A 25,148-nucleotide genomic window follows, 5' to 3' on the forward strand; every position below is an offset into this window, starting at 1 on the left:
ATAAAGTGAAACTTGCATCAGTGGGGATTTTTCTTCCTCTCCACTGATGGTTAGTTGAACCAATCGGATTTACGGACAGTTGATCTCCCTCCTATCTTCCTCGTATTTCTCATTAGCTTTTAGGTTAGAGTCTTACTTGGGATAAATGAACGAATTGCTTTTGCCAACTCCTCGGGAGCTTCTTGCATGCTCATATGACCTGTATCTAATCTAACTTCTGAAACATTTTGGCTTGAAGAAGAAGCAACACGATCTAATGAAACCACTTTATCTTTTGTCCCCTTTACCAATAAAACTGGCACATTTGCCTGTTCGATTACTCCATTTCTATCTGGTCTTTTTCTCATTGCTGCCTGTGTCTCCATTGCCGCAATTCCGTTTGTTCCATAGCCAATTCTTTTCGCCTTTTCCACTTCGTTAGGTAAAGTTATGAGAGATTCGTCGGCAAATAAATTAGGAATTAGCCCATTAACAAACTCTTCTATTCCAAGATCTTGAATTTTTCGTATTGCGTTCAATCTTCCTTCTTTTCCTGCATCTGTATCTGAGTATGCTGTGGAATGTATTAAACCAAATCCCTTTAGGCTCTTTCCAAAAAGCTCTGCAAAAGCCAATGTTACATATCCACCAAGGGAATGCCCAAACATATACACTTGTTCGATACCTAATTTTTTTAATAACTTATTCATATCGTTCGCTAAATCTTCTATCTCAAATGGGGCTCCACTATAAGTTGAGCTGCCATGTCCTCTTAAGTTTACTGCAATTACATGGTATTTATCAGATAGTAAGGGCAAAATATACTCCCAATAATCGACGCTTCCGCAAAAACCATGTATTAAAACAATCGTATCTCCTTGCCCATGCTCTATATAGGATAGTTGTTCGTTTCCAATTGTGATTTTTTTCATTTATACAAACTTCCTTTCTACCTTTCATTTGGCTTTATTCTAAAGCCTGTTTTCGTAAAGTTTATGGCTATTCCCCGTAGCCGGAATACACTTGCTTTCCGGCTGCTCCATTTTGCCTTTAATTCTTTTTTCCTATTGAAGAAACAACATTTTTGAGAAAACTGCCTTTCATTTAATATACCACTTTTTTTTATAAGCAAATCTTATTCATTTTTTATGAAGTAAAAAAAGAGGAATCAAACACCAATCCATTTTATTAGGCATAGTATAAGTAGAAAAAGGCCTATTCATTTGCAGTTTTCTTCCCTTATTTTAATGGGGATAAAACATATTAATCTTTCGTTCATGTTTTTTATGTAAGGAGTGATGTACTATGTCTTCAAATTTCCCAATGGATCCAAACAAAAAAGAGAAAACCCCTCAACCCTTTAATGGTTTCATGCGTTCCATGAATCAGTTTTTTCAGGAAAAGCCAGTGAAAAACTTTCTTCAACAAATGGATGAATTTTTTAGCAATCCATTTCCCAATATGACTTTTCCAATTAGCGTGAATGAAACGGAAAAGGGAACAACGATTAAAGCAGAGCTACCTGGAATGAATAAGGAGCAAATTCAACTAGACATTTATGACCATTATTTAACAATCAGTGTGAACCACCAGGAAATCATTACAGAAGAAAACACCCAAGCTAAAACCTTTCATACAAGTCAAATGTTTAATAAAAGGAGTAGAAGCATTGCTTTCCCACACCCTATAGACGAAAAGAAAGTGACCGCTTCCTATAAAAATGGCTTGCTAACAATTAAAGTTCCAAAACAAAAAGGCAAAAAAATAATGATTGAAGATCAAAATCCGTAAACCAAGAGAGTAAATATTATATTATCTGCACATATTAATAGTGGATGCACGTAAGAAATACTCTCCTTCCATTAACGGAGAAGGAGAGATTCCTTTTACATCCATTTAATTTCTTTCTAATCTTACTTCCTGAGGTGATAAGATGAGTTATAAAGATCAGTTGGATTCTCACTCTGCGCTTTTTCATCACAATTGGACGAGACCGAAACGTTCTAAGTCCCAAGTTAATGGGCATACGCAAATGTCTCAAACAAATATTATTCTAAGAAGTAATGCAAAAGCACACCGCTGGTAAGTAGAGAAAAAGAAATGAAGGCTGGGACATAAGTATTCCAGCCATAGATAAACCCGAACAACTATCAAAGAATCCTAAATGGTTGTTCGGGTTTTATTAGTTTTATAAAAGGTTGTTTCAGTACAGTTAGTGTTAATATCCGCAGCCTGAATACACTTCGCTTTCCATGGGGCGAGCGCCGAGCCGCTTCGGCCTCTGGCCTGCAGGGTCTCGGACTTTCTCGCAGCTCCCATAGGAGTCTACGTGTATTCAGGCTGCTCCATATTTCCTACTAATTCATTTTTTCTAAAAAAACAATATTTTTTAGGGTATTGCCTTTAAAAACGGAGTGGAATGGAGCGGAATGGAGCGGAAGACACTCGACTCCTGCGGGAAGTAGAGCAATCTTTAGACCCCACAGGCTTTAGCCGAAGAGGCTTAGGTTGCTCCCCGCGGAAAGCGAGTTTCTGTAGCGCAATGGAACGAATTAGTTTTTACACTTGACTATATTTAAAAACATAAATAACCATTGTATAAAAGAAACCTTTATTTAAGAGATAAATTAGAGATTGTTCGTCTTTACAGATTGGCTATTTAGTTTTGTCCCAGCCTCTTCTTATTTCGTCGTAATGTACTTATACTTTAAAGATTCCGCCGACCCCTTTTACCAATCCTGTCACCTGGTTCATCGCGTTCATCATCATACCAGCCGTATCCATCATCTTATTAAAATCTAAAGATCCATCTTGTGATTTAAAAGAGTTCATGATACTTTTCATATTGCCTTGTTTTTTCGGAATAAACGATTGCTTTGGATATGGATTCATAAATCCTTGATTTTGATTCATATGATTAGAAGAGTACTGGTTCATGTCACCATTCTCCATATAATGAAGTGGATTTTGAAAGATGTCTTGTGTATTGTTTTTATAAGCATTTTGCGGGTGATAATAACTTGGTTGATTGTTTGGATAATTCGGATGCATTGGCATGTTATAGAAGTTTTGTCCGTTCATTCCTGCCCCATTCCATTGTCCTTGGTTCATATATGGATGGTACTGTCTATTATCGGTCGGCATTTGTTGTATATTTGGTTGAGTATAAGCGGTCTGATAAGGTACATTCCTTCTTTGGCGATTAGATGCTCTATACATGAAATTCTATCCTCCCACGTTAAAGATATCCTTATCTACTATATGATGATTTCGCCTAGACTGTGCATTCATTTTCCAAAACACTTATTTAGTAAGGGATATTTCCCCTTAATTGCTGACTGCATATGGAACGTTTCGGCAGCAAAGGCTCTTCTGTTACCTTTGCCTGCTTTCTCTTGCTAACAGTTACTCATTACCTATACTACTCCTTTCAAAAGGCACTGATACTTAGGTTTTTTATATAATAAATAAAAAGACAAAAAAAAAGAATTTTCTTCTCCCTTTTGATATTCCCTTATTGACCTTCCGCTTTTAGAGCATCAAGTAAAGTTTGCAGTATATACTTTACAGATTTTGCAGAATCCAGAAAACGTTTCTTACTCGTTTGGGCAAAAAAAGCTTGGATTGAAATAATTTCTATATGATCAGATGCTGTATTAATTTGAATGCCATTTAGGTAGTCAGGCTTTGATTTCTGCACCCATAATTTAGCCATTTCCTTCCATTCCTCATTTAAATCTTTGATGCGATTCGCAAACGGGCGTACGGTTTCATAAAAATCCCCATTTGCTCCAGTTTCCTTCACTTTATAGAAGGTCTCTATTGAATATTCCACTGCCTCAAGAAGTTTTTCTGTATGTTCCATTAGTTGATGGTTTTCGGTCAATTTTGCCACTCCATTTACCCTTTATCGTTAATTACTTTATTTTAACGATTTACTTTGCTAAGTTCAAGTAAAGAGGCATTTGTCTTGGAGGAACATTAGAAGGAAGCCCCGATTGGCTTGCTGCAATTTTTTTCTCCATAGCAGCCATTCCTTTTTCTATATTATTTAATGAAGTCATATGTTTTTTTACTAGTTGTGTTTTTTGATTCCTTGCATTCAAAAGTGTAGCATCTAGTATTTCTAATTCCTCTTGAATCTCCTCCAACATAATCAATAACTTTTCCTTTGTATAATTCTTTTCCATACAAATCCCTCCAAGCTATTTTTAATACATACTCTTTTCTTTTTTTTTATGAACTATCCTGCTCAGTTGACAAAACTAGAAGAGATTCGGCAAAGAAAGTTTATTTTTTTATAACTGGTTTAAAATTCGACAAAAAATTATTATTAATGTGTTAAAACCACTTGTTTCCCTGACGAATCAGTTCATGTAATGTTTGCTGCTTTTTCAAGTACCAATCCGTTATAAGCAAGGGTTCATTATGCTCGCTACATGTTTGCCACTTTTTCTTTATTTTCTTTTTATACCAATCCTTTCTTTTCCCTTCACGATGCTTGACTACCGGATAAGCAACTCGGAGTATGGGTGTCGTATTGGCTAATTTTGGGTATATATATTTTTCATAATCATATCTTGAACCAGTATGTTCTATTTTTCTTGCAAAATCATAGAACTCTTGATATAAATTAGATTTAAATAAAAGGCTTGCTAATGTATTCCCTAGCTTAATTCGTTCGTTAAGAGAAGTGAAGTTAGAAACGCTAGCCCCGTAAAGTTTCCCTTGTAAAGTTGGAAAAAGTACGGCATTAAAATGGAGAAAATCCTGAAAAAGATACGGAAAGTAATGAAGGACATGATGCTTGATTCTTGCGTTTTCAATGACAGGTTGTTGAATCACATTTTGTTCATTGATAATTAAACTATTCATTAATCTTTTTTTATTCTTTGTCTCCCAATACTTTAACCATTCTTCTTCCATAAAAGAGGAAACTTGAAAAAACTTTAATAAATGAAACATTGGCAAGTTTTTTTTCGTCGAATATTCATAGAGTAGTAATTGAGGAAATGCATCATTAAAAATAAGCCAGTTTGCTTTCTCATAGGTCAAGTAGATTTGCTTCCTTTTTTCCTGACTAACTACTTGCGGCAGCCATAGTCCATTTAAATCACCCATATTCCAGCCAGCATTTCTTGAAACTTGGCTTGCAAGAAATGCCCATTGGATTTCTTTATTTTTGTTATAATAGCAGAGATAGGCTTTGGTCCTTGAAATATTGTCTAAGTTGCACTTATCGGTAATTAGCCTTATTCTAGTTATAAGTTTTTCTTCTTCTAACGAAGAAAAATATGATTTTTTACCTATCAAATTGTTCACCTCTTATGAACGCTTTATGGTATTATTGTTTGTTGATTGCAATAAGTTATACTTTGAAAGAATCTTTGTGAGGTGAAAAAATGAAGATTCATTATCCAAATGGAAAAAGATATACACCTGTAAAAAATGTAAATACTAAATCGCAAAAAAAAATAAGTTATAGTAACCGAGGAATGAACTTAGAAGATGATTTGAATGAAACGAATAAGTATTACTTAGAATTTGGGAAGGCCGTCATACATAAAAAGCCGACACCTGTTCAAATCGTTCAAGTCGATTATCCGAAGAGAAGTGCTGCCGTCATTAAAGAAGCCTATTTTAAACAAGCTTCCACTACAGACTATAACGGTGTTTATAAAGGAAAATATGTCGACTTTGAAGCGAAAGAAACGAAGCATACTACTTCTTTTCCGCTTAATAACTTCCATGAACACCAAATTAAACATATGCGGATGGTATGTGAACAACAAGGAATTTGCTTTGTCATTATCTCTTTTTCAGAAACAAATGAAATATTCTACTTAGATGCAGGAAAACTCTTTATATTTTGGGAAAGAATGATAAATGGCGGAAGAAAATCGATCACAAAACAAGAACTAGCAATCAATGGTCATTCCATTAGCCTAGGTTATCAGCCTCGAATTGACTATATTAAAGTGATTGATACTATTTATGAATTCAACTAATTCCTTTTGTTTTTAGAAAGAAAGGTAGGAACAATTATGACAGATAAATATCAAACGCGAGAGGAGCGCCGCAAACAACTGGAAACCTCAAAGAAAAATGCTCCTAAAAAAGCACAGAAAAAAAGTGGTAAGAATTTGTTTAAACGCGTTCTGCTTATTTTATTAACAATCGGTATCATTGGTATTATTGCAGGCGGAGTAACATTTGCCATAATGGTTAAAGATGCACCCGAATTGAATCCAGAGACTTTAAAGGACCCTATTTCTTCTACGATCTATGACAAGAATAATAAGGAGATAGCAAAAGTAGGTGCCGTAAATCGGGACTATGTAAACTATGAAGATATCCCTGATTTAGTAAAAGATGCGTTTATCGCAACCGAAGATTCACGCTTCTTTAAACATCATGGAATCGATCCTATCCGCTTAGGTGGGGCAGTAATAGCAAACTTTAGAAATGGTTTTGGTTCAGAAGGCGCAAGTACGATAACACAGCAAGTTGTGAAAAACTTCTTCTTTAACCAGCCACAAAAAACATTAAATCGTAAAGCACAAGAAGCATGGCTTGCCTTAGAGTTAGAACGCAAGTACTCAAAAGAAGAAATATTTGAAATGTATGTTAATAAAATCTTTATGTCTGAAAATATGAGCGGGGTTAAAACCGCAGCAAAAGTTTATTTTGATAAAAACTTAGACGAGTTAACATTGCCAGAGGCTGCCCTCTTAGCAGGAATGCCACAGGCGCCAAATGCCTATAATCCATTTAATAATCCAGAAAGGGCAGAAAAAAGACGTAATATTGTCTTATCCTTAATGCATCAACATGGATATATTTCAAAAGCAGAAATGGAAGAAGCACAAAAGACTTCTGTGGAAGATTCATTAGTTGCAAAAGAGGATCGTCAAACAAATGATCTACCGTATGATCCATTTATAAAACAAGTTATTGCCGAAATCGAGAAAAAATATCCAGATGTTAATGTATTTACAGATGGATTAGAAATTTATACAACGATGGATAAAGAAGCACAGGAATATGTGGAAGAATTAATGTACGAAGGAGAGATTGTCCCATTCCCTGACGAACAATTCCAAGCTGGAATTACCTTACTAGATACGAAAACAGGCGGAATTTTAGCTCTTGGAGGTGACCGCGATCCAGATGTAAAGCTCGGGACAAACTATGCAACAGATATGAAGCGCCAGCCTGGATCAACCGCTAAGCCTATCCTTGACTACGGTCCAGCTGTTGAACATTTAAAATGGGGAACTTATCAAACGATTGTAGATGAGCGTACTACCTATTCAAATGGAACACCAATTAGTAACTGGGATAATAGCTATAAGGGATCTATGACTATGCGAAAAGCGTTAGAAATGTCAAGAAACATTCCTGCTCTTAAAGCTTTCCAAGCAGTCGGTGCTGAAAAAGCTAAAGATTTTGCAGTAAATCTAGGCATTCCGCTAGAGAATGCCTATGAATCCTATGCTATTGGAGCATTTGAAGCTAGCACACTAGAAATGGCTGGAGCATATAGTGCCTTTGGTAATGAAGGTGTATATAATACACCACATGCTGTGCGCTCCTTTAAATTAAAAGATGGTACTAAAATAAATATGGAGCCTAAATCAAAAGTAGTGATGCAGGATTATACCGCATTCCTCATAACTGATATGTTAAAAGGTGTACTTACAAGCAGTGATGGAACGGGAAATCTTGCTAATGTTCCAGGATTGCCTGTTGCTGGTAAGACAGGAACGACCAACTATTCGCAAGAAGAACGAACCAAATGGGGCATAACAGATTCTAGAAGTGTTCCAGATGCTTGGTTTGCTGGCTATACAACTAATTTTACTATGGCCGTATGGACTGGATACACGGAACGCAAAAACCCACTCACTCCTGGACCAAACCAGAAAATTGCTCAACAGATTTTCAAAGCAGTGATGAGCCATATTTCGGAAGATGTAGAAACAGCTGATTTTAAGAAGCCTGATAGTGTTGAAACAGTAAAAATCGAAAAAGGTACGTTTCCGGCAAGATTAGCAAGTTCTTATACACCAAGTAGTCAAATCCAAACCGAGTATGCCGTTAAAGGAAATATTCTGAACGAAGTATCACAAAAGTACAATAAACCTAATACTCCTACTGGAGTGAAAGCAACTTATAATGAGAACAGTGATGAAATCGATCTATCTTGGGACTATGGTGACAAAGAGGGCGTCAAATTTGACGTAAGTGTAAGTGTTGATGGTGGAGCTAATGAGCAATTGACTGTTACTTCTGACACAAGCTTAAAGATTGCCAAACCAACGCCTGGCAGCACCTATACCTTTACTGTAAAAGCAATTAAAAATGATCAGGATAGTGATCCTGCATCTGGCAGTATTTCCGTCCCAGCAAAAATCGAGGAACAGCCACCTGAGGATCCAAATGAGACAATAGATGACGAGGATGACCAAGACGATCCTAATGGCGAAGATTCTGATGACAATCAGGATGATGGAGACAATGAAGACTCTGATAATGGGGAAGAAAATAACAACAATCAAAGTAACAATAACGGGAATAACAACGATAATGGCAATAATGGTGGAAATAATAGTGGAAACAATACTGGTAACAACAATGGTCAAAATAATACGAATTCCAATGATGCTAACCAAAACCAAAGCCGAAATAGAGAACAGAATCGAAATGATTCCCAATAAAGTAAAACTTCCATAAGTGTGGGTCCCCACTTATGGTTAGTTGAACCAAGCGGCCCCTTTATGGACAGTAAGAGTAGGATAAACTGACGTGTAAAAGAAGAGGACAATTCCAACCGGAATGGTCCTCTTCTTTTATTTAGATTTTCTATTCAATCTTATTAATTTGATCGCATGCTGTTTTTCTAATTCTTTAAACAGCTCATCCAATTGTTTATAGGAATGATACCCATTTAATCTTTTTAGAATAAACTGGAGCCGATCTTCTAAATTGAAAGGTTTTATTTCTAAGCTACTGTCTACCAAACCATTTCTTAATACGACTGGTTTTTCGTTAAGCCAATATAAACATTCTAAAAAGTATTCCATTCCAATCGTTAGTCCCTGCTGAAGTCTAATCGTATCCCTCTCTTCTGCAAACGATTGTAATTCCTGTTTAAGCTGTTTCCACTTTTCCAAAACCAATTTTACACATTCAGAAAAGTTTGCTGTATTCCAAGGCTGATAACCTTCTTTATTATGGTAATAATTAGCTTCATGTAAAAAAGCTGGTGTTAATACTAAGCAATCAGTCACGATAGAAGGAAATTTTTTTACAACCGGGAACGGTCCATATAAAAGCTCAATTGGTGCATCTAATTGATGATTATCCATTATACAACACCTTTAGTCTTCATTCTTTTTTTTCCTTCTCTACACAAAGCTAAAAGTGGACAAACCGCACATTGAGGATTTTGCGCCTTACAGTGATACCTTCCAAAAAAAATCATACGATGATGTGTCACAGACCATTCATCTTTCGGAACTTTTTTCATCAAAGTTTTTTCTACTTCTAAAACAGAGTCTTTCCATCGACAAATTCCTAATCGTTTACTGACCCTTTCAACATGTGTATCGACAGCAATAGCGGGGATATTATAAGCAACAGAAACGACTACATTGGCCGTTTTTCTTCCGACCCCTGGTAAGTTAATCAATTCATCTCGATCCATTGGAATTTCACCATTATATTTTTCCAAAACCATTTGACAAAGCTTTTGAATATTTTTGGCTTTATTTCGATATAAACCAATGGACCGAATATCATTCTGCAATTCTTCTATGGGAACACTTAAGTAGTCTTCTGGGGTTTTATACTTTTGAAATAAATTTTTAGTTACCTTATTAACTAGTGCATCGGTACATTGTGCGGATAACGATACGGCAATAACCAATTCAAAGGGGTTAGAATGAACCAATTCACAATGTGCCTCTGGGAACATTTCCCCCATCGTATCCAGACAATATCTAATTTCATCTTTTTTTAGCATGTAATCCTCCGAAATGAATAAACTTTCTTCTATACAATAGGCTGTTATCGTAAAGTTTGTTGCGATTACCCGCACCGGAATACACTTCGCTTTCCGTGGGGCTAGGCTTAAGCCTCCTCAGCTTTGCCTCCGGGGTCTCAGATTGTCTCGCTAATCCCGGCTGCTCCATTTTTCCAACTATTTCTTTTTCCTATTGAAAAAACAACAATCCTTTAGAAAACAACCATACAAAAAAAGGTCGTCCTAAGAATAGATTGAGATTCTTTCATTTATCCAAGTAGTTTTTTTCTACTAGATATGTCTTGTAATGAAGTCTAAACCATTTATTCTTATAACAATCCCAGTTTTACGTAGTCAAACTTTTATATGAATGAACATTGTGTAAAGGAAGGAAGCAACCTACTTTCCTATTATCTCTAATAGTCAGCCTTCCACTTCACAATAATCAGTCATTCACTTACATTTACTTACTGTATCAATCTTAGCATTATTGATCTAACCAATTATAAAACGGTACTGCTTTTTTACTTGATGATTCCTCTCTCTGCTCGACTTTATATCCAGCTGTCTGATGCTGTCTAAACTTTTTCCCGTGGCTTTTCGCTTGTTCGATTGTCTTAATACCATTCTTCTTCCATTCAAACAAAATCCGATCAATATAACGAAAATTTAATTTACCCGAAATTACTGCTTCACGAAGAGCTGCTTTAATAATAACCATTTCATGCTGATCATCGTCTACCCACATATTTAGCGTTTCAATTTCAAAAGGAGATAGAGGTCTTCCAAATTCCTGTTCAAAGCAAGTATATAAATCTGATTCCTCTTTTTCTATTAAAGCTTCTTCTTCTTTTTTATTATTTAGCAAAAATTGTTCTATTAATTTATTCCAAAGAGGCTCTAATGAATAGCGTTCATACCGAATTCCGGTATCACTGTTACCGTCCAGTATTTCAATAAAACCTTTTCTGATTAACTGGCTCAATAATTCATGACATTCATTAATATCTATAGTCATTTGTGCAGATATTTCCGCCGGTGTCGGAAAATCATTACCTCGCTCTAAATAATAGTGCACCTGTAACAAAAGGACTAATTCTTTTTCATTTATTTTCAATTGTTTGTAATTTGTTAGAAGTGTGGAAGGAATATTGATATTCCCTTCTTGCAACCATTTTAAAAAAATTGTTTGATTCATTAAAGACACCTCTAATCAAGTATATCATGTTGGCCATAAGCATGTAATAATGAAAATCACCCAAACCTAGCAATAGTTAACAAAAGATTATTTTGTAATATTTGTTGCTAGAAGTGAGGAGCTTACCAAAAAGAAGAAGGGAGAAAATGAGGATTGTGAACAAGGTGAAACCTCACATTGAAAATTCGATGTGAGGTTTTCCTTAGACTAACTTTCCGTATTTTCTACCCTACTCTTTGATCATGGATATAGACGATTTAATAGTCTTGGGAAAGGAATCGTTTCACGAACGTGCTCTACTCCCGAAATCCAAGCAACTGTTCTTTCTAGCCCTAGACCAAAACCAGAATGTGGCACCGAACCATATTGTCTTAGCTCTAAATACCATTTATAAGTTTCTGGATCTAATTGATGCTCTTCGACGCGCTTACTTAAAAGATCCATATCATGAATACGCTCAGAACCACCAATAATTTCTCCATAGCCTTCAGGAGCAATTAAATCTGCACAAAGCACAACATCTTCTCTTTCTGGATGTGGCTGCATATAAAAAGGTTTAATTTTAGTTGGATAATGTGTAATAAACACAGGTTTATCAAAACTTTCCGCAATAGCCGTTTCGTGTGGAGACCCAAAATCATCTCCCCACTCAATATCATCAAAACCTTTTTCATGTAAGAATGTAATCGCATCATCATAGCTTATTCTTGGGAATGGCGCAGTAATATTCTCTAATTTAGAAATATCTCTTCCTAGTGTTTTAAGCTCTAATTGACAATTTTTCAACACGGACTGAACGACATAAGAAACATATTGTTCTTGAACTTCTAAGTTTTCTTCAAACTCTACAAACGCCATTTCTGGTTCGATCATCCAGAATTCAATTAGATGGCGACGCGTTTTTGATTTTTCTGCACGGAAAGTTGGTCCGAATGAAAACACTTTTCCTAACGCCATTGCTGCAGCTTCCATATAAAGCTGTCCACTTTGTGACAGATATGCATCTTCTTCAAAGTACTTTGTTGCAAATAGTTCTGTTGTACCTTCTGGAGCACTTCCAGTTAAAATTGGCGGATCTACCTTCACAAATCCATTTTCATTGAAAAATTCATAAGTAGCACGAATTATTTCATTTCTTACTTTCATTACTGCATGCTGACGTTTTGAACGCAGCCATAAGTGACGATTATCCATTAAAAATTCTGTTCCATGCTCTTTTGGCGTAATAGGATAGTCTGTAGAAGTATGAATCAATTCCACATTTGTTACAAGTAATTCATATCCAAACGGAGAACGTTCATCCTTTTGGACCGTACCAGTAACATATACAGATGATTCCTGTGTAATAGATTTAGCTGTTTGGAATACTTCTTCCGCTACATCACTTTTAACAATTACTCCTTGTACAAATCCTGATCCATCACGAAGCTGTAAAAAGGCAATTTTACCACTAGATCGCTTGTTGGCAATCCATGCACCTACTTTAACCTCTTTATCAACATATTTTGGTAACTCGGCAATAGTTGCTTTAATCACAATTAACTCCTCCAAAAACAAATAAATATATGTACTTAAATAGAGACTGCGGTTCTCTCTATACGAAAATAAAGGATATCTAAAACCGCTTCTTCCTACCGTTAGTAGAAGACTTAGTAGAAAACATACTAGTTAAGATAAAAAATATTCTACCAAAACATTATACCTTTACATCCTAAGACAATCAACACTATCGATCCTTCTAGGTAACAAAATTCATATTTAAAAACCAATACCTCTATCTCTATTAAAGCGATTTTCACACGTCCTCCCATTAAAAATGGTGAATAGAAAAGAGAATGCCAAGTAAGATTCGATAATCCTTATTGACATCCTCTACAAAAATCGCTTATTTGTTAACGACCATTTTCTTTTCTACAAACTGTTCCATTCGACTTACAGCAGCTTCTAACTTTTCCAAGGACGTCGCGTAAGAAAGACGGATATAGCTATCTGCTCCAAACCCTGACCCTGGGACAACCGCAACGAGTGCTTCTTCTAACAATGCTGTGGAAAACTCATCAACAGACTTAAAGCCTGTTAATTCAACTGCCTTTTGCACATTTGGAAATAAATAAAATGCCCCTTTCGGCTTTAAGCAAGAAAAACCAGGAATATTATTTAATTTCCCATGAATAATATCTAAGCGCTCATTAAACGCTTGGCGCATTTCTTCCACTGAATCTTGTGGACCTGCATATGCCTCAATCGTAGCATACTGAGATGGTGTTGTTGGATTCGAAGTACTATGACTGGCAAGATTAGTCATTGCTGTTATTATTTCTTTAGAACCCGCCGCATACCCAATTCTCCAGCCTGTCATCGAATGTGATTTGGAAACACCATTTATTATAATGGTTACTTCTTTTAGTGATGGTGATAAAGAGGCAATCGACACATGCTTACTATCTCCATAAACTAATTTCTCGTAAATTTCATCTGAAATAATCAAGATATTATGTTCTAGACAAATATCACCAATCGCCTGTAATTCTTTTTCCGTGTAAATCATTCCAGTTGGATTACTTGGTGAATTAATGATAACAGCTTTTGTTTTAGAAGTTATTGCCTTTTTTAATTGGTCTGGAGTAATTTTAAACTCATTTGCTTCATACCCCTCCACAAAAACAGGTACTCCTTCTGCAAGCTTCACTTGTTCTGGATAACTAACCCAATATGGAGTAGGAATAATAACTTCGTCTCCTTTGTCCAAAATAACCTGGAACAAAGTGTATAATCCATGTTTAGCACCATTTGTGACGATAATCTGATTTGCTTCGTATTCTAACTGTTGATCTCTCTTTAATTTTGCAGCAATTTCTTTTTTTAATGCTTGTAAACCTGATGCAGGAGTGTATTTTGTATGCCCTTCATTCATGCTTCTAACAGCGGCATCAATAATATTTTGAGGAGTGTTAAAGTCAGGCTCTCCAGCGCCTAAACCAATTACATCATGACCATCTGCTCTTAAACTCGCTGCTTTTGCAGTAATGGCCAATGTTGTTGATGGCGTTAAAGTATTAACTCTTTCTGCTAATTGAATTTTCATTTTTATTTACCACTCCTATTGGTTAATAATTTTCAATTGTTAACAGGATTTCTCCTGTTTCAAAATCTATCCAATGATAGTTTATGGAATCCTTGTCTGTATGAGAAAAAATCTCCCAGACAGGCAACCCATCATACATTCCTAGTCGGACAGCATTGACCTTTTCTGGCGATTGCTTCGATAATAATATATTAAGCGCTTCTTGTTTGGTCAGCCCATCTTTTTTTCGTTTTTCTGTTACTTGATGTGTTTTTTCATTAATCCAAACAATAATATCCTCATTATCATCGTTTTTTCCTTCTAAAATATAATAGGATTCTTTTCCATTATATAATTGAAAGCTGTCCATATTTTTCAAATCTGTTTCATTCATAGCAATTTCTTCCGCCGTTTCTCTCGCTGATTTGACAGGCTTCATTGCTTTAACATATGTATTAATACTTAGAGCTAGTCCAATAAGGAAAACAACAATAATTATCCAAATCCATTTTTTCATTTTTTATATCACTTCTTTAAAACAGTATTTTGTTCATAGGTTATTATAACAGTATTTATAAATAGAAAGAAATTATTTTATTTAATAATTAGTTGTTTTTGTCTTGTAAACAACTAATTATTCAAACAGATTCCTTCATGTTTTGCTAGGCATTTAAGTAAAGGCTGTTTCGTAAAGCTTGTTTCCTACTACGCTCAGCCGGAATACATGAATACACTTCGCTTTCCGCGTAGCGTCTTCATGTATTCCGGCTGCTCCACTTTTTCAACTAATTCTTTTCTCCTATTGAAAAAACAACAATCTTTTGGGAAACAGCCTATGTAAAAAGAATTACAATCTTAAAATGCCTCCATTCTTTTGTACCATATCCTACATTAGCCAGTTTTCAATAAACTTAACCATTTCATCACTATTTTGCTGTTTAATTGGAACAGCTGGAATGGACTGCAAAAAAGTCTCTCCATAGGATGTAGACACAATGCGGCGATCAAATACAATAATAAATCCCTTATCTTCTTCTGTACGAATTAATCTGCCGAATCCTTGTTTAAAACGTAAGACTGCCTCGGGAAGACTGTTTTCTAAAAACGGGTTTCCACCCTTGTTCTTAATTAGCTCATTTTTCGCTTCAGTAAGCGGGTCTTCCGGTGAGGAAAACGGCAATCGAACAATGATTAAGCAGGTTAAATCCTCTCCAGGAATATCAATCCCTTCCCAAAAACTATTTGTTCCCAATAATATCGCTTTATCGTAACGTTGAAAATTACGTGTTAATCGCATTCTACTTCCATTTGTTATCCCTTGCGCCAAGATGGCATACTCTTCTAGACAGCCACTTTCTTTCATATAATCATACGTTTTTCTCAGCATATCATTTGCCGTGAAAAGAATTAGCATTCTCCCTTTTGTAGCTTGAGCGATTTTAATTATTTGTTCACCAATAGTTGACACATACTCATTTAATGATACCGTATTAACTTCTGGTACATCCGTTGGGATAAGCAATTGTACCTGTTGAGAGTAGTTAAACGGCGAATCGATTTGCACTTGCAATAAATCTTTTCCTAATCCTAAAACCTTTATATAATATTCAAATGAATTATTAACAGTTATAGTTGCTGATGTAAAAACAACACTTTTTTTCTTACTAAAGAACATATCTTGCAAAGTTTCTGCTACAGATGAAGGTTGCGTATATAAAACGGCATTATTCGGGTAGTTGTTTCTATCTGATTCTAACCATGCAATATGGTCTCCTTCTCGTAAGAACATTTCCCGCAAATGATTTATATACACTAACCAATCATTTAAAATAGACTCAATTCTTTCCACTACGAGCATTTGCGATGAGGTGATCTTTCTATCTTGATCTTTTAGCCGCTGAACTTTTTCTAAAAGAGCCTCTCTTCCATCTTTCCAAAGAAACACAAGCCTTTCTGCAACGCTTTTAACCCCATTCCAATCTCCCAAATCATTTTTCTTTATACGATAGCTTCCTTTTCCATCTCTTCTTGGCTGATTTGTTTTCTTCACATAACGAAGCACTGATCGAAATAGCTCATCTAATTCTACATGGAGAGCAAGGATAAACTGATTGAACTCAATCTTTTCAGATGTAGATGAATCACCAATCATATTTTCTAAATGGTACATAAGCTGCTTTTGATCAGTCGTTCCAATTGCATTAATACTTAAACGAACAGCTATATAGGAAAAACGGAAGCCAAAATGCTTTGTCGCTGTTTTTTCAAAGTGATGACCTTCATCGACAATGACATAATCATAGGCAGGAAGTAAATGTTGATCTGCTGTAAGATCTTTTACTAGCAAAGCATGATTCGTAATAATCATATTCGCTTTTTGAGCACCATTACGAGTCCTTCTATAAAAATCCTTCTGTGCCCACTCTTTTGAAATAGGCAACGAAAAATTGCCGTCATTTTTAATTTTTTCCCAATAAATACTGCCACCACTCGTCAAATTCAATTCATCTTTATCGCCTGTTTCGGTTTCGGTTAACCAAATTAAAATTTGCATTTTCGTTAAGACAATATCATAGTTATCTTCTTGTTCTTTTAAAGAGACTTCAAATTTATCTAAACTAATATAATGATTTCTTCCCTTTAATAAGGTATAAGTAATGGGAAAAGGAAGAAGACTTTTAAGCAGCGGCAAATCCTTACGAAAAAGTTGTTCTTGTAATTGAGTAGTAAATGTACTAATAATTACTTGTTTTTTATGCTCTATCGCAAAATAAGCAGCAGGTACTAAATAGCCAAGTGACTTTCCAACGCCCGTTCCAGCTTCAATAAGTCCATGCTGATTATCCATTAGTGCTCGATGAACCACATTCATCATTTCTAATTGCCCTTCTCTTTTCTGATAAAAAGACAATGAATCTCTCATGCGTTTTTCAATTATATCCATATCAAAAGAAACTGAATAGTCTTTTCCTTGATTACCAGCTAGGTTATTAAGCAAGCGTTTAAGGGTTAATCCCCGATATACCTCCCAGTTTTCAGGTATATATTCTACTTTTGATTGTTTCTCTTGCAGCAGAGCTTGTAAATAAATATCTAAATCGCTTTTTAGCGATGAGCTTAAGAATTCTAATTTTTTTGTTGTTACTTGAGGCAGTGCGTTCAGCTTCTCCAATAATAATAACAATAGTTCTGCTGTCACATAGGCATCACTATCTGCCTGATGTGGTCTACTATGGACAATCCCTTCTTGTGCTGCAAGATCCGTTAATTTATAACTGTCTGCAGTTGGGTATAAAATCCTTGCTAGTTCGACTGTGTCAAGAATAGGTCCATAAAATTGCCTGAAGCCAGCCTGTTCTAACTCTTCATTTAGAAAAGATAAATCAAACAACACATTATGTGCGACAAAATATGCATCTTCTAATAAACAAACAATTTTATCAGCTATCTCTTCAAAAATTGGTGCTGAATCCACCATTTCATCTGTTATCCCAGTCAATTCTTCAATAAACGGTGAAATCGGCTGGAGAGGATTTAATAACGAAGAGTATTCCTCTACTATTTTCCCATTCTCTATAACAACCGCGGCAAACTGGATAATTCGATCCCCTTTTCTCGGTGAATTACCGTTTGTCTCCAAATCAACTACTACAAATTTGTTACTCATTACGTCCACCTCAAACTTTCAGTCATTCAAACGGTATCATAAAAATGAGAAAAGGGAAAGATGTTAGTTCTTTATGTAAGAATTCTTTTTATTGTTCTTCCTATAGTTTGAATTCAAAATTAGAAAAAACACAATAAAAAATCCCAACAATCATACGAAATTTTGTTAACACTTCGTATGATTGTTGGGGGTTATCTTTAGCTGAAAGATTTATATTCCAGCCTCGATTTATTACAAGACTGTCTTTTCTGGTTCTTGGTGAAGAATAGTTGTAATGCGATTATATTCATCCATAATAGCAACTTTAGGTTGATGATGAATTAGCTCTTCGTTTGAAACATAACAATAAGAAATAATAATAACGATATCACCGACTTGTACAAGTCTTGCTGCTGCTCCATTTAAACAAATAGTCCCGGTTCCTCTCTTTCCAGGGATAATATATGTTTCTAATCTTGCTCCATTATTGTTATTTACAATTTGGACTTTTTCATTCGCTACCATTCCAACTGCATCTAAAATATCCTCATCGATTGTAATACTGCCAACATAATTTAAGTTTGCTTCCGTTACAGTTGCTCGATGGATTTTTCCGTTCATCATTATCCGAAACATTTGGATAACCCTCCATTATCTTAATATGTTTATCTAGGTGCATTGCTTAATTCAAAGATAATATTATCTATTAATCTCGCATTACTAAATTGAACTGCAATCGCAATTATAACCTTCCCTGTTCGCTCCTTTAGCGGCTCTAATTGAGGATAGGTTAGTATCTCAAAGTAATCGACCTTTCCACTTGACTCTTTTTCGACGAGAGCAATAATGGAATTCTTTAGTGCTTCTACATCAACATTCCCTTTTATTAATTCACTTCTAGCAATACTAAGCGATTTATATAGAATTCCAGCTTCTTGCCTTTCCGTTGGAGTTAAACGAATATTTCTAGAGCTCTTTGCTAATCCATCTTCTTCTCTAACAGTATTAACAGCAACTAGATTAATAGGAAAATGAAAGTCTTCAATTAATCCATCTACAACAGCAACTTGCTGTGCATCTTTTTTGCCAAAATAAACATTTGTCGGTTGAGCTAAATGGAACAGTTTCATTAAAACCGTTGCTACCCCATCAAAATGACCCGGTCTCGATCTGCCACATAGACAATCTGTACGTCGTTCCACTTTTACTGTCACAGACATTTGCACAGGATACATTGCTTCGACAGCTGGATGAAATAAATAATCTACGCCTTCTTCCATTGCCACCTGTTTATCATGCTCAAAGTCTCGTGGATATGAAGCTAAATCTTCCTTTGGTCCAAACTGCAATGGATTCACAAACACACTCATGATAACAATATCATTTTGCTCTCTGGCAGCTTTGAGAAGTGCTCGATGACCTTCATGAAGATAACCCATCGTTGGAACAAATCCAATTGTTACTTGATCCTTTTTTAATTGAGTTGACAGCTCCTGCAATTGCTGTGGGTTAGTGATAATGTTCATTAGGCTTTTCCTCCATATAAGCTTTTCACTTCTTCAGGTTTCATTTGAAAACTATGCTTTAATTCAGGAAAAGCACCAATTCTAACCTCAGAAATATATTGGTCGATAGCAAGAGAAATCGCTTCGTTCACATTCGTATATTGCTTCACAAATTTTGCAACACGCTCAACGCCATATGTGATAATGTCATGGTAAACAAGAACTTGCCCGTCTGTATCACTTCCAGCACCAATACCGATTGTTGGAATCTCCAGCCTTTCACTTACTTCTTTCGCAACTTGCATCGGCACACACTCTAATACAATCGCAAAAGCTCCTGCCGCTTGACATTTCAATGCATTTTCAACAAGCAGTTTTGCTTCATCTGAACTTTTCCCTTGTACTTTATATCCACCTAATACACCTACTGATTGAGGTGTTAAACCTAAGTGTGCCATAACTGGTATCCCGGCATTTGTTAAGATTTTTATTTGGTCAATAACATCATCCGCGCCCTCTACTTTCACAGCATTAGCGCCAGTTTCTTGGATTAAGCGTGTTGCATTAATTAGTGTATCGCGACTAGATAAATGATAGCTCATAAACGGCATATCCATTACGATAAACGTATCTTTAGCTCCGCGTTTTACCGCTTTTCCATGGTGAATCATATCTTCCATCGTTACAGGTACTGTTGACTCATATCCAAGTACAACCATTCCCAAAGAATCGCCTACTAAAATTAAATCTGTTCCTGCTTGTTCAACTAATTTAGCTGAAGGATAATCATATGCTGTGATCATCGTAATCTTTTCAGCCTTCTGCTTCATTTTGATAAAGTCTGTTGTAGCTTTCACTAAGTTTTTCCTCCTTTTAAATAGGAAGAGGGAATGGAAACACACTTCGCTTTTCGTGGGGCTAGGCTTAAGTCTCCTCAGCTTCGCCTCCGGAGTCTCAGACAGTCTCGCTAATCCCCGCGTGGCGTCTTCGCGTATTTCGGCTGCTCCATTTTTCCAACTAATTCTTTTTTCCGATTGAAAAAACAACAATCCTTTTAGAAAACAGCCAAACAAAAAACCTTCTACAAAGCATAGAAGGATTGTTTTATGTTTCTATTTTCATCCCTCTGTCCTTGTCCAATTGTGGATCTAGGCAGATTAAATTATGGTTCATGCACATTTAAACAAATGGGTGCAGTTCATTAAGATACTGCCCGACAAAAGCATTATAACAAAAACCTTACTCTACTGACTATGGGCAATTTATGTTTCCATTAAAATATCCGCTGAATAAATGGAATGGATTACACCTTGCTCATCTTCAAGCAATAAAACACCATCATCAGTAATTCCTTTAGCAAACCCAACAATACTTCCATTTAGCGTATTGGCAGTCACCTTTTGTCCTAAACTGATGGAATAGCTTTCCCACAATATTTTTATAGGATAAAAGCCTTTCTCTAAATATAGAAGATATAATTTTTCAAGGTGCATCATAATCCCTTGAATAATTTTTGCTCGATCCCAGCTTGTTTTTGTTTCAAGATAAATAGAAGTTGCACTAGGCTGAAGTTCTGCGGCAAAGTCTTCAAGTTGTTGATTAACATTTATCCCTATTCCGATGATTAAAGAATGGACCCTATCGCTATCAGCTTGCATCTCTGTTAAGATACCTGTTAACTTTTTTCCATTCACCAATAGATCATTGGGCCATTTGATATCTGCTTGTACTCCAGTTACTTCTTGGATCCCTTGAACGACTGCAACAGCTGTAAGCAGTGTTAGCTGTGGCGTTTTCATTATCGGTATACTAGGCTTTAGAATTAAGCTCATCCATATTCCTTTATATTTAGGTGATTGCCACTTTCTTTCTAAACGCCCTCTACCACCTAATTGCTCTTCTGCTACAACTAACGTGCCTTCCTCTGCCCCTTCTAGCGCAAGTCTCTGGGCAATATTTTGAGTCGAATTTACTGATTCTTCAAAATGGATATTTCTTCCTACGAACTTTGTATTTAATCCAAATAAAATTTTATTTGAGACAATTTTTTCCGGTGAACTTATAATTCGATAACCTTTTTTACGGACAGCCTCTAAAATAAAGCCATCTTTTCGTAATGCCTCAATATGTTTCCAAATCGCTGTTCGTGAACAGCCTAAAAGGTCAGCAAGTGATTCACCAGATAAATACGTATCAGGGCTGTTAGTAAAGGCTTCAATCAATCCTTTTCTTATATCTGATGACATCGTTGTAGCCACTCCTTTATTAATTGCTTGTCATTAGGAAGTTTTTGTTCCACGACTTTCGACTCAACTAGTGACAGCACATCTTTTATCCACGGTCCAGGCCTTTTTTCTGTCCATCTTAAAAGATCATTCCCACTAATCGCAAGCTCTTCCTTTGATTTAATTGGCAGCTTCCTGTATTGCTCTTCTAAGCTAGAAATATCTGAACATATATCTTGATTCCATAGAAGGTGATATATTTTCTCTGCACTAACTGCAATAGATAATGTAGCAAAATAAAGCGCTTGTCTTGACCAAGTTGACATCTGTTCTCTTTGCAAAATCCAATAGATTATTTTTTGAACAGTCTTTATTTGCTTAACTGACAGCTTCCACGCTCGCAAAAACAGCTCTATCTGCTGCTTATCCTTTACTCCCAAACATAAGAGTAAAACAGCCCATTTTTCAGGCAATTCGAGTTTGGTCAGATGCAATTTCGCTAACTGAGAAATCGCTTTTTCAGCTGATTCAAGCATTGGTAAAAATCGATACAGCTTTGTTTCTATCATGATTTCTAGAGCGTCAGAACACCATCGACCTTGTAAAAGTTTTTCAAATTCAGCGGTTATTCTTTCTACTGCTATTTTCGAAAGCAATTGCTGATTGTCAACGATCCCCTTTAGTGTTTCCATCTCTACCTGGAAGCCTAAGGTACTGACAAATCGAATTCCCCGCATCATTCTTAAAGCATCTTCCTGAAAGCGTTCGTTTGGATTGCCGACTGTTTTAATTTCTTTCTTTTTTAAGGCATCTTCGCCATTAAAATAATCGATAATTTGACCATTTTTGTCCATCGCCATTGCATTTATCGTAAAATCTCGGCGTTTTAAGTCTTCTTTTAATTCGCGTACAAAGAATACTTGCTCGGGTCTGCGATAATCTAGATACGTGGACTCTGTTCGAAAAGTTGTTATTTCATATGTATCTTGGTTCCATATTACCATAACTGTCCCGTGGGCAATCCCGACATCAATGGTATGAGGAAAGATAGCTTTAATTTCTTCCGGTGTAGCAGAGGATGCAATGTCGATATCATTAATTTGTATATTTAATAAATAATCTCGTACTGCTCCTCCTACAAAATAAGCTTCATAACCAGCTTCCTCGATTTTTTTAATAATGGGGAGAGCTTCTTTAAAAGGATTTATCATTCGGTTCACCAGTTTCTAAGATTGATTTATAAATCTCTATATAATGGTCAACTATGATATCTGCACGGAAATAATCGCGCACTCTCGAAATAGAATTTTGCGCAAATTGCGCATGTTTCTTTTCATCTGTCAAAAGCTTAATTGAATGCTCCGCAATATCTTCCACATCGCCAAGTTCACAAATAAATCCTGTCTCATTTGGAACGATTACTTCTGGAATACCGCCAACATTCGTCCCTATAACCGGAACCCCACATGCCATCGCTTCTAACGCTACTAAGCCGAAACTTTCTTTTTCCGATAGAAGAAGCATTAAATCACTTAAAGAATATAATTCCTCCAAATTTTCTTGTTTTCCAAGAAACAATACTTTATGTCTCAATTGGAATTCATCTACTAATTTGGTTACTTTCGACATTTCAGGACCATCACCAACAAGCAATAATCTTGCTGGAATTTGATCAGATATATGTTTAAATGCTTTTACAACATCTGTAACTCTTTTCACACCTCTAAAATTCGAGACGTGAATAACGACTTTTTCCGTATCCAAAATAGCGAATTCTTTTTTCAAATGACTTACATCGACCTTTCGATAAATTCGCTCGTCAATAAAATTATAAACAGGTATAATTTCTTTATTTGGCTCAATTACCTCATATGTTTGTGCAATCAAAGAATTTGAAACAGCTGTTACAAGATCAGATTTTTCAATTCCGAAGCGAATTCCCATTGCAAGGGATGGATCATATCCTAATACTGTTATATCGGTTCCGTGTAGGGTTGTAACTATTTTGACATCCCTGTTGCTCATCTGTTTAGCTAATATAGCACAAACAGCATGAGGGATCGCATAGTGAACATGTAGCAAATCTAACTCTTCTCGATTAATTACTTCAGCCATTTTACTGCTTAGCGCTAAATCATATGGCGGATATTGAAAAACAGCATATTGATTTACTTCCACTTGATGGTAATAAATATTGGGATACATTTTATTTAAACGAAAAGGAATGCTGGAGGAGATAAAGTGAATTTCATGCCCTCTTTCTGCCAACATTTTTCCTAATTCTGTTGCTATAACGCCTGAGCCGCCAACTGTCGGATAACAGGTTATGCCAATTTTTAATTTTTTCATTTGTCTCCACCTAATAAATCTTGATTTAATAATATTGGGTTAGATTTAATAAATCCTTCCGCATAAAGGACACCTACTTCTTTTCCAAAAAGCTTTTCCCTTGCTTCAATTGTATCGATGTAACCATTTGTCAACGGAGTGTCCACACTGTTTTCGCCTTTTACAAATTGGCTTTGATAACAATTTAAACTAGCTTCCTTCTTCTTCATATACTCACTTGTATCAATGACAAAATCGGGTTTATGAAAACCATTTATCATGTAATAGTATTGATTTTGAACTTTATGCGCATTTGTGTTACCTGCACTGTAGTTTCTTATTCCTGCAGAAAAAACAGCTTCTTTCACAATATTCGTGCAATTCCCATGATCTGGATGTCTATCTTCCCAGTAAGGGGAGAAAACTATCTTAGGTTTATACGCACGTATTACTTCCACCACTTGTTGAATGATGTCTTCCTCTAAATATAATCCACGATCAGGAATCTGTAATGTGATTCTATCAACAATTCCTAACACTTTTCCTGCTTCTTTTGCTTCTTGTTTGCGTCTTTCTACCGTTCCATTTGAAGAAAGATTGCTTTCTGTTAAATCACAAATGATAATTTTTTTGCCTTGTGAAGCATATTTTGCAATGGTTGCTCCCATACCGATTTCAACATCATCGGCATGAGCACCAAATGCTAGTATATCGATTTCATTACTTGTCATTGAGTTTTTCTGTGAATTTTTTTGCCACTGGTTCTGTCTTTCCATGAACTATTTTTCTCCAATCTATATCTCCTTGCTCGAGTCCTCGAATTAATACTTCTCCAGTTCCCATATTTGTTGCTAGCGGGACAGAATAAACATCACATAAACGGATTAATGCTGTAACATCAGGTTCATGAGGCTGCGCTGTTAAAGGATCCCTAAAGAAAAACACCATATCCATATCATTATTAGCGATGTATGAACCTATTTCTTGGTCTCCGCCGAGCGGCCCTGAATGAAATCGATGTACATCTAACCCTGTTGCTTCTTGAATTCTCGCACCTGTTGTTCCTGTTGCGTATAATGTATGCTTTGCAAATATCTTTTTATAAGCAACGACAAAAGCGACCATATCATTTTTCTTTTTATCATGAGCAATTAAAGCAATGTTCATCCTAAATCC

General features: G+C 35.9%; 24 protein-coding genes. 4 read left to right on the top strand and 20 right to left on the bottom strand.

What is annotated here, in order from left to right; genetic code table 11:
• Nucleotides 1-119: 119 nt before the first annotated feature.
• Entirely contained in the window at nt 120-911 is a 792-nt protein-coding gene (locus NKG37_RS22040) for an alpha/beta fold hydrolase (protein ID WP_169188758.1), read from the bottom strand.
• Between the two features lie 373 nt (nt 912-1,284).
• On the opposite strand from NKG37_RS22040, the gene NKG37_RS22045 reads away from it, so the two are divergent.
• Together NKG37_RS22045 and NKG37_RS22050 are read left to right on the top strand one after the other, a co-directional pair.
• A complete protein-coding gene (locus NKG37_RS22045; protein ID WP_169188759.1) occupies nt 1,285-1,770 on the top strand; it encodes an Hsp20/alpha crystallin family protein in 486 nt (161 codons plus the stop codon).
• Between the two features lie 142 nt (nt 1,771-1,912).
• Complete coding sequence (locus NKG37_RS22050; protein WP_169188760.1) at nt 1,913-2,065, top strand: YpzG family protein; 153 nt, start codon at nt 1,913-1,915, stop codon at nt 2,063-2,065.
• Nucleotides 2,066-2,679: 614 nt separating this feature from the next.
• On the opposite strand, the gene NKG37_RS22055 is transcribed toward NKG37_RS22050, so the two are convergent.
• The 4 genes from NKG37_RS22055 to NKG37_RS22070 form a co-directional block, all read right to left on the bottom strand.
• Nucleotides 2,680-3,198: a YppG family protein gene (locus NKG37_RS22055; RefSeq protein WP_169188761.1), complete on the bottom strand. Its 519-nt coding sequence runs from the start codon at nt 3,196-3,198 to the stop codon at nt 2,680-2,682.
• Nucleotides 3,199-3,493: 295 nt separating this feature from the next.
• On the bottom strand, nt 3,494-3,865 hold the full coding sequence (locus tag NKG37_RS22060) for a YppE family protein (protein ID WP_016203080.1): 372 nt from the start codon (nt 3,863-3,865) through the stop codon (nt 3,494-3,496).
• A 49-nt stretch (nt 3,866-3,914) separates the two neighbouring features.
• On the bottom strand, nt 3,915-4,169 hold the full coding sequence (locus NKG37_RS22065; protein WP_169188762.1) for a hypothetical protein: 255 nt from the start codon (nt 4,167-4,169) through the stop codon (nt 3,915-3,917).
• A gap of 151 nt (nt 4,170-4,320) precedes the next feature.
• The gene (locus NKG37_RS22070) at nt 4,321-5,292 is read right to left on the bottom strand and encodes a DUF2515 family protein (protein ID WP_169188763.1); all 972 of its coding nucleotides are present in this window, start codon (nt 5,290-5,292) and stop codon (nt 4,321-4,323) included.
• An 89-nt stretch (nt 5,293-5,381) separates the two neighbouring features.
• Here NKG37_RS22070 and recU point away from each other — a divergent pair, with 89 nt between their 5' ends.
• Nucleotides 5,382-5,987 carry a Holliday junction resolvase RecU gene (gene recU, locus NKG37_RS22075; protein WP_101730971.1) on the top strand — a complete coding sequence of 202 codons (606 nt, stop codon included), beginning with the start codon at nt 5,382-5,384 and terminating at the stop codon, nt 5,985-5,987.
• A 36-nt stretch (nt 5,988-6,023) separates the two neighbouring features.
• Entirely contained in the window at nt 6,024-8,699 is a 2,676-nt protein-coding gene (locus NKG37_RS22080; RefSeq protein ID WP_169188764.1) for a transglycosylase domain-containing protein, read from the top strand.
• A 132-nt stretch (nt 8,700-8,831) separates the two neighbouring features.
• Here the strand turns inward: NKG37_RS22080 and NKG37_RS22085 are convergent, their stop codons facing one another.
• From NKG37_RS22085 to mgsA, 15 genes are all read right to left on the bottom strand, one after another.
• Nucleotides 8,832-9,350 (bottom strand): YpoC family protein, encoded by a 519-nt coding sequence (locus tag NKG37_RS22085; protein ID WP_101730969.1) that lies wholly within the window; start codon nt 9,348-9,350, stop codon nt 8,832-8,834.
• Nucleotides 9,350-10,006: an endonuclease III gene (nth, locus tag NKG37_RS22090; RefSeq protein WP_016203073.1), complete on the bottom strand. Its 657-nt coding sequence runs from the start codon at nt 10,004-10,006 to the stop codon at nt 9,350-9,352. The genes NKG37_RS22085 and nth overlap by 1 nt, the downstream gene beginning before the upstream one ends.
• A 487-nt stretch (nt 10,007-10,493) precedes the next feature.
• Nucleotides 10,494-11,204 (bottom strand): DnaD domain-containing protein, encoded by a 711-nt coding sequence (locus NKG37_RS22095; protein WP_016203071.1) that lies wholly within the window; start codon nt 11,202-11,204, stop codon nt 10,494-10,496.
• 240 nt (nt 11,205-11,444) lie between these two features.
• A complete protein-coding gene (gene asnS, locus NKG37_RS22100) occupies nt 11,445-12,740 on the bottom strand; it encodes an asparagine--tRNA ligase (RefSeq protein ID WP_016203070.1) in 1,296 nt (431 codons plus the stop codon).
• A gap of 349 nt (nt 12,741-13,089) precedes the next feature.
• A complete protein-coding gene (locus tag NKG37_RS22105) occupies nt 13,090-14,289 on the bottom strand; it encodes a pyridoxal phosphate-dependent aminotransferase (protein WP_016203069.1) in 1,200 nt (399 codons plus the stop codon).
• A 22-nt stretch (nt 14,290-14,311) separates the two neighbouring features.
• On the bottom strand, nt 14,312-14,785 hold the full coding sequence (locus NKG37_RS22110) for a cell wall elongation regulator TseB-like domain-containing protein (RefSeq protein ID WP_254415343.1): 474 nt from the start codon (nt 14,783-14,785) through the stop codon (nt 14,312-14,314).
• A gap of 369 nt (nt 14,786-15,154) precedes the next feature.
• A complete protein-coding gene (gene dinG, locus NKG37_RS22115; protein WP_254415344.1) occupies nt 15,155-17,935 on the bottom strand; it encodes an ATP-dependent DNA helicase DinG in 2,781 nt (926 codons plus the stop codon).
• Nucleotides 17,936-18,166: 231 nt separating this feature from the next.
• Nucleotides 18,167-18,550, bottom strand: coding sequence for an aspartate 1-decarboxylase (panD, locus tag NKG37_RS22120; RefSeq protein WP_016203066.1), 384 nt, complete (start codon nt 18,548-18,550; stop codon nt 18,167-18,169).
• Between the two features lie 29 nt (nt 18,551-18,579).
• Nucleotides 18,580-19,440, bottom strand: a complete 861-nt coding sequence (gene panC, locus NKG37_RS22125) for a pantoate--beta-alanine ligase (protein ID WP_254415345.1) — start codon at nt 19,438-19,440, stop codon at nt 18,580-18,582.
• Nucleotides 19,440-20,276: a 3-methyl-2-oxobutanoate hydroxymethyltransferase gene (gene panB / locus NKG37_RS22130; protein WP_016203064.1), complete on the bottom strand. Its 837-nt coding sequence runs from the start codon at nt 20,274-20,276 to the stop codon at nt 19,440-19,442. The genes panC and panB overlap by 1 nt, the downstream gene beginning before the upstream one ends.
• A 405-nt stretch (nt 20,277-20,681) precedes the next feature.
• Nucleotides 20,682-21,665, bottom strand: coding sequence for a biotin--[acetyl-CoA-carboxylase] ligase (locus tag NKG37_RS22135; RefSeq protein WP_254415346.1), 984 nt, complete (start codon nt 21,663-21,665; stop codon nt 20,682-20,684).
• Nucleotides 21,650-22,855, bottom strand: coding sequence for a CCA tRNA nucleotidyltransferase (locus tag NKG37_RS22140; protein ID WP_169188767.1), 1,206 nt, complete (start codon nt 22,853-22,855; stop codon nt 21,650-21,652). Before NKG37_RS22140 ends, NKG37_RS22135 begins: the two co-directional genes overlap by 16 nt.
• Nucleotides 22,839-23,993: an N-acetyl-alpha-D-glucosaminyl L-malate synthase BshA gene (gene bshA / locus NKG37_RS22145; protein WP_169188768.1), complete on the bottom strand. Its 1,155-nt coding sequence runs from the start codon at nt 23,991-23,993 to the stop codon at nt 22,839-22,841. The genes NKG37_RS22140 and bshA overlap by 17 nt, the downstream gene beginning before the upstream one ends.
• Nucleotides 23,990-24,703, bottom strand: coding sequence for a bacillithiol biosynthesis deacetylase BshB1 (gene bshB1 / locus NKG37_RS22150; protein WP_169188769.1), 714 nt, complete (start codon nt 24,701-24,703; stop codon nt 23,990-23,992). The genes bshA and bshB1 overlap by 4 nt, the downstream gene beginning before the upstream one ends.
• Entirely contained in the window at nt 24,693-25,139 is a 447-nt protein-coding gene (gene mgsA / locus NKG37_RS22155) for a methylglyoxal synthase (protein ID WP_169188770.1), read from the bottom strand. Before mgsA ends, bshB1 begins: the two co-directional genes overlap by 11 nt.
• Nucleotides 25,140-25,148 lie beyond the last annotated feature (9 nt).

The organism is Niallia sp. RD1 (assembly GCF_024219955.1).
Classification (GTDB): domain Bacteria; phylum Bacillota; class Bacilli; order Bacillales; family Cytobacillaceae; genus Niallia; species Niallia alba.

Coding starts and splice junctions, on each gene's coding strand:
- NKG37_RS22040 (WP_169188758.1), bottom strand. CDS start 911: ATGAAAAAAATCACAATTGGAAACGAACAACTATCCTATATAGAGCAT.
- NKG37_RS22045 (WP_169188759.1), top strand. CDS start 1,285: ATGTCTTCAAATTTCCCAATGGATCCAAACAAAAAAGAGAAAACCCCT.
- NKG37_RS22050 (WP_169188760.1), top strand. CDS start 1,913: ATGAGTTATAAAGATCAGTTGGATTCTCACTCTGCGCTTTTTCATCAC.
- NKG37_RS22055 (WP_169188761.1), bottom strand. CDS start 3,198: ATGTATAGAGCATCTAATCGCCAAAGAAGGAATGTACCTTATCAGACC.
- NKG37_RS22065 (WP_169188762.1), bottom strand. CDS start 4,169: ATGGAAAAGAATTATACAAAGGAAAAGTTATTGATTATGTTGGAGGAG.
- recU (WP_101730971.1), top strand. CDS start 5,382: ATGAAGATTCATTATCCAAATGGAAAAAGATATACACCTGTAAAAAAT.
- NKG37_RS22080 (WP_169188764.1), top strand. CDS start 6,024: ATGACAGATAAATATCAAACGCGAGAGGAGCGCCGCAAACAACTGGAA.
- NKG37_RS22085 (WP_101730969.1), bottom strand. CDS start 9,350: ATGGATAATCATCAATTAGATGCACCAATTGAGCTTTTATATGGACCG.
- nth (WP_016203073.1), bottom strand. CDS start 10,006: ATGCTAAAAAAAGATGAAATTAGATATTGTCTGGATACGATGGGGGAA.
- NKG37_RS22095 (WP_016203071.1), bottom strand. CDS start 11,204: ATGAATCAAACAATTTTTTTAAAATGGTTGCAAGAAGGGAATATCAAT.
- NKG37_RS22105 (WP_016203069.1), bottom strand. CDS start 14,289: ATGAAAATTCAATTAGCAGAAAGAGTTAATACTTTAACGCCATCAACA.
- NKG37_RS22110 (WP_254415343.1), bottom strand. CDS start 14,785: ATGAAAAAATGGATTTGGATAATTATTGTTGTTTTCCTTATTGGACTA.
- dinG (WP_254415344.1), bottom strand. CDS start 17,935: ATGAGTAACAAATTTGTAGTAGTTGATTTGGAGACAAACGGTAATTCA.
- panD (WP_016203066.1), bottom strand. CDS start 18,550: ATGTTTCGGATAATGATGAACGGAAAAATCCATCGAGCAACTGTAACG.
- panC (WP_254415345.1), bottom strand. CDS start 19,440: ATGAACATTATCACTAACCCACAGCAATTGCAGGAGCTGTCAACTCAA.
- NKG37_RS22135 (WP_254415346.1), bottom strand. CDS start 21,665: ATGTCATCAGATATAAGAAAAGGATTGATTGAAGCCTTTACTAACAGC.
- NKG37_RS22140 (WP_169188767.1), bottom strand. CDS start 22,855: ATGATAAATCCTTTTAAAGAAGCTCTCCCCATTATTAAAAAAATCGAG.
- bshA (WP_169188768.1), bottom strand. CDS start 23,993: ATGAAAAAATTAAAAATTGGCATAACCTGTTATCCGACAGTTGGCGGC.
- bshB1 (WP_169188769.1), bottom strand. CDS start 24,703: ATGACAAGTAATGAAATCGATATACTAGCATTTGGTGCTCATGCCGAT.
- mgsA (WP_169188770.1), bottom strand. CDS start 25,139: ATGAACATTGCTTTAATTGCTCATGATAAAAAGAAAAATGATATGGTC.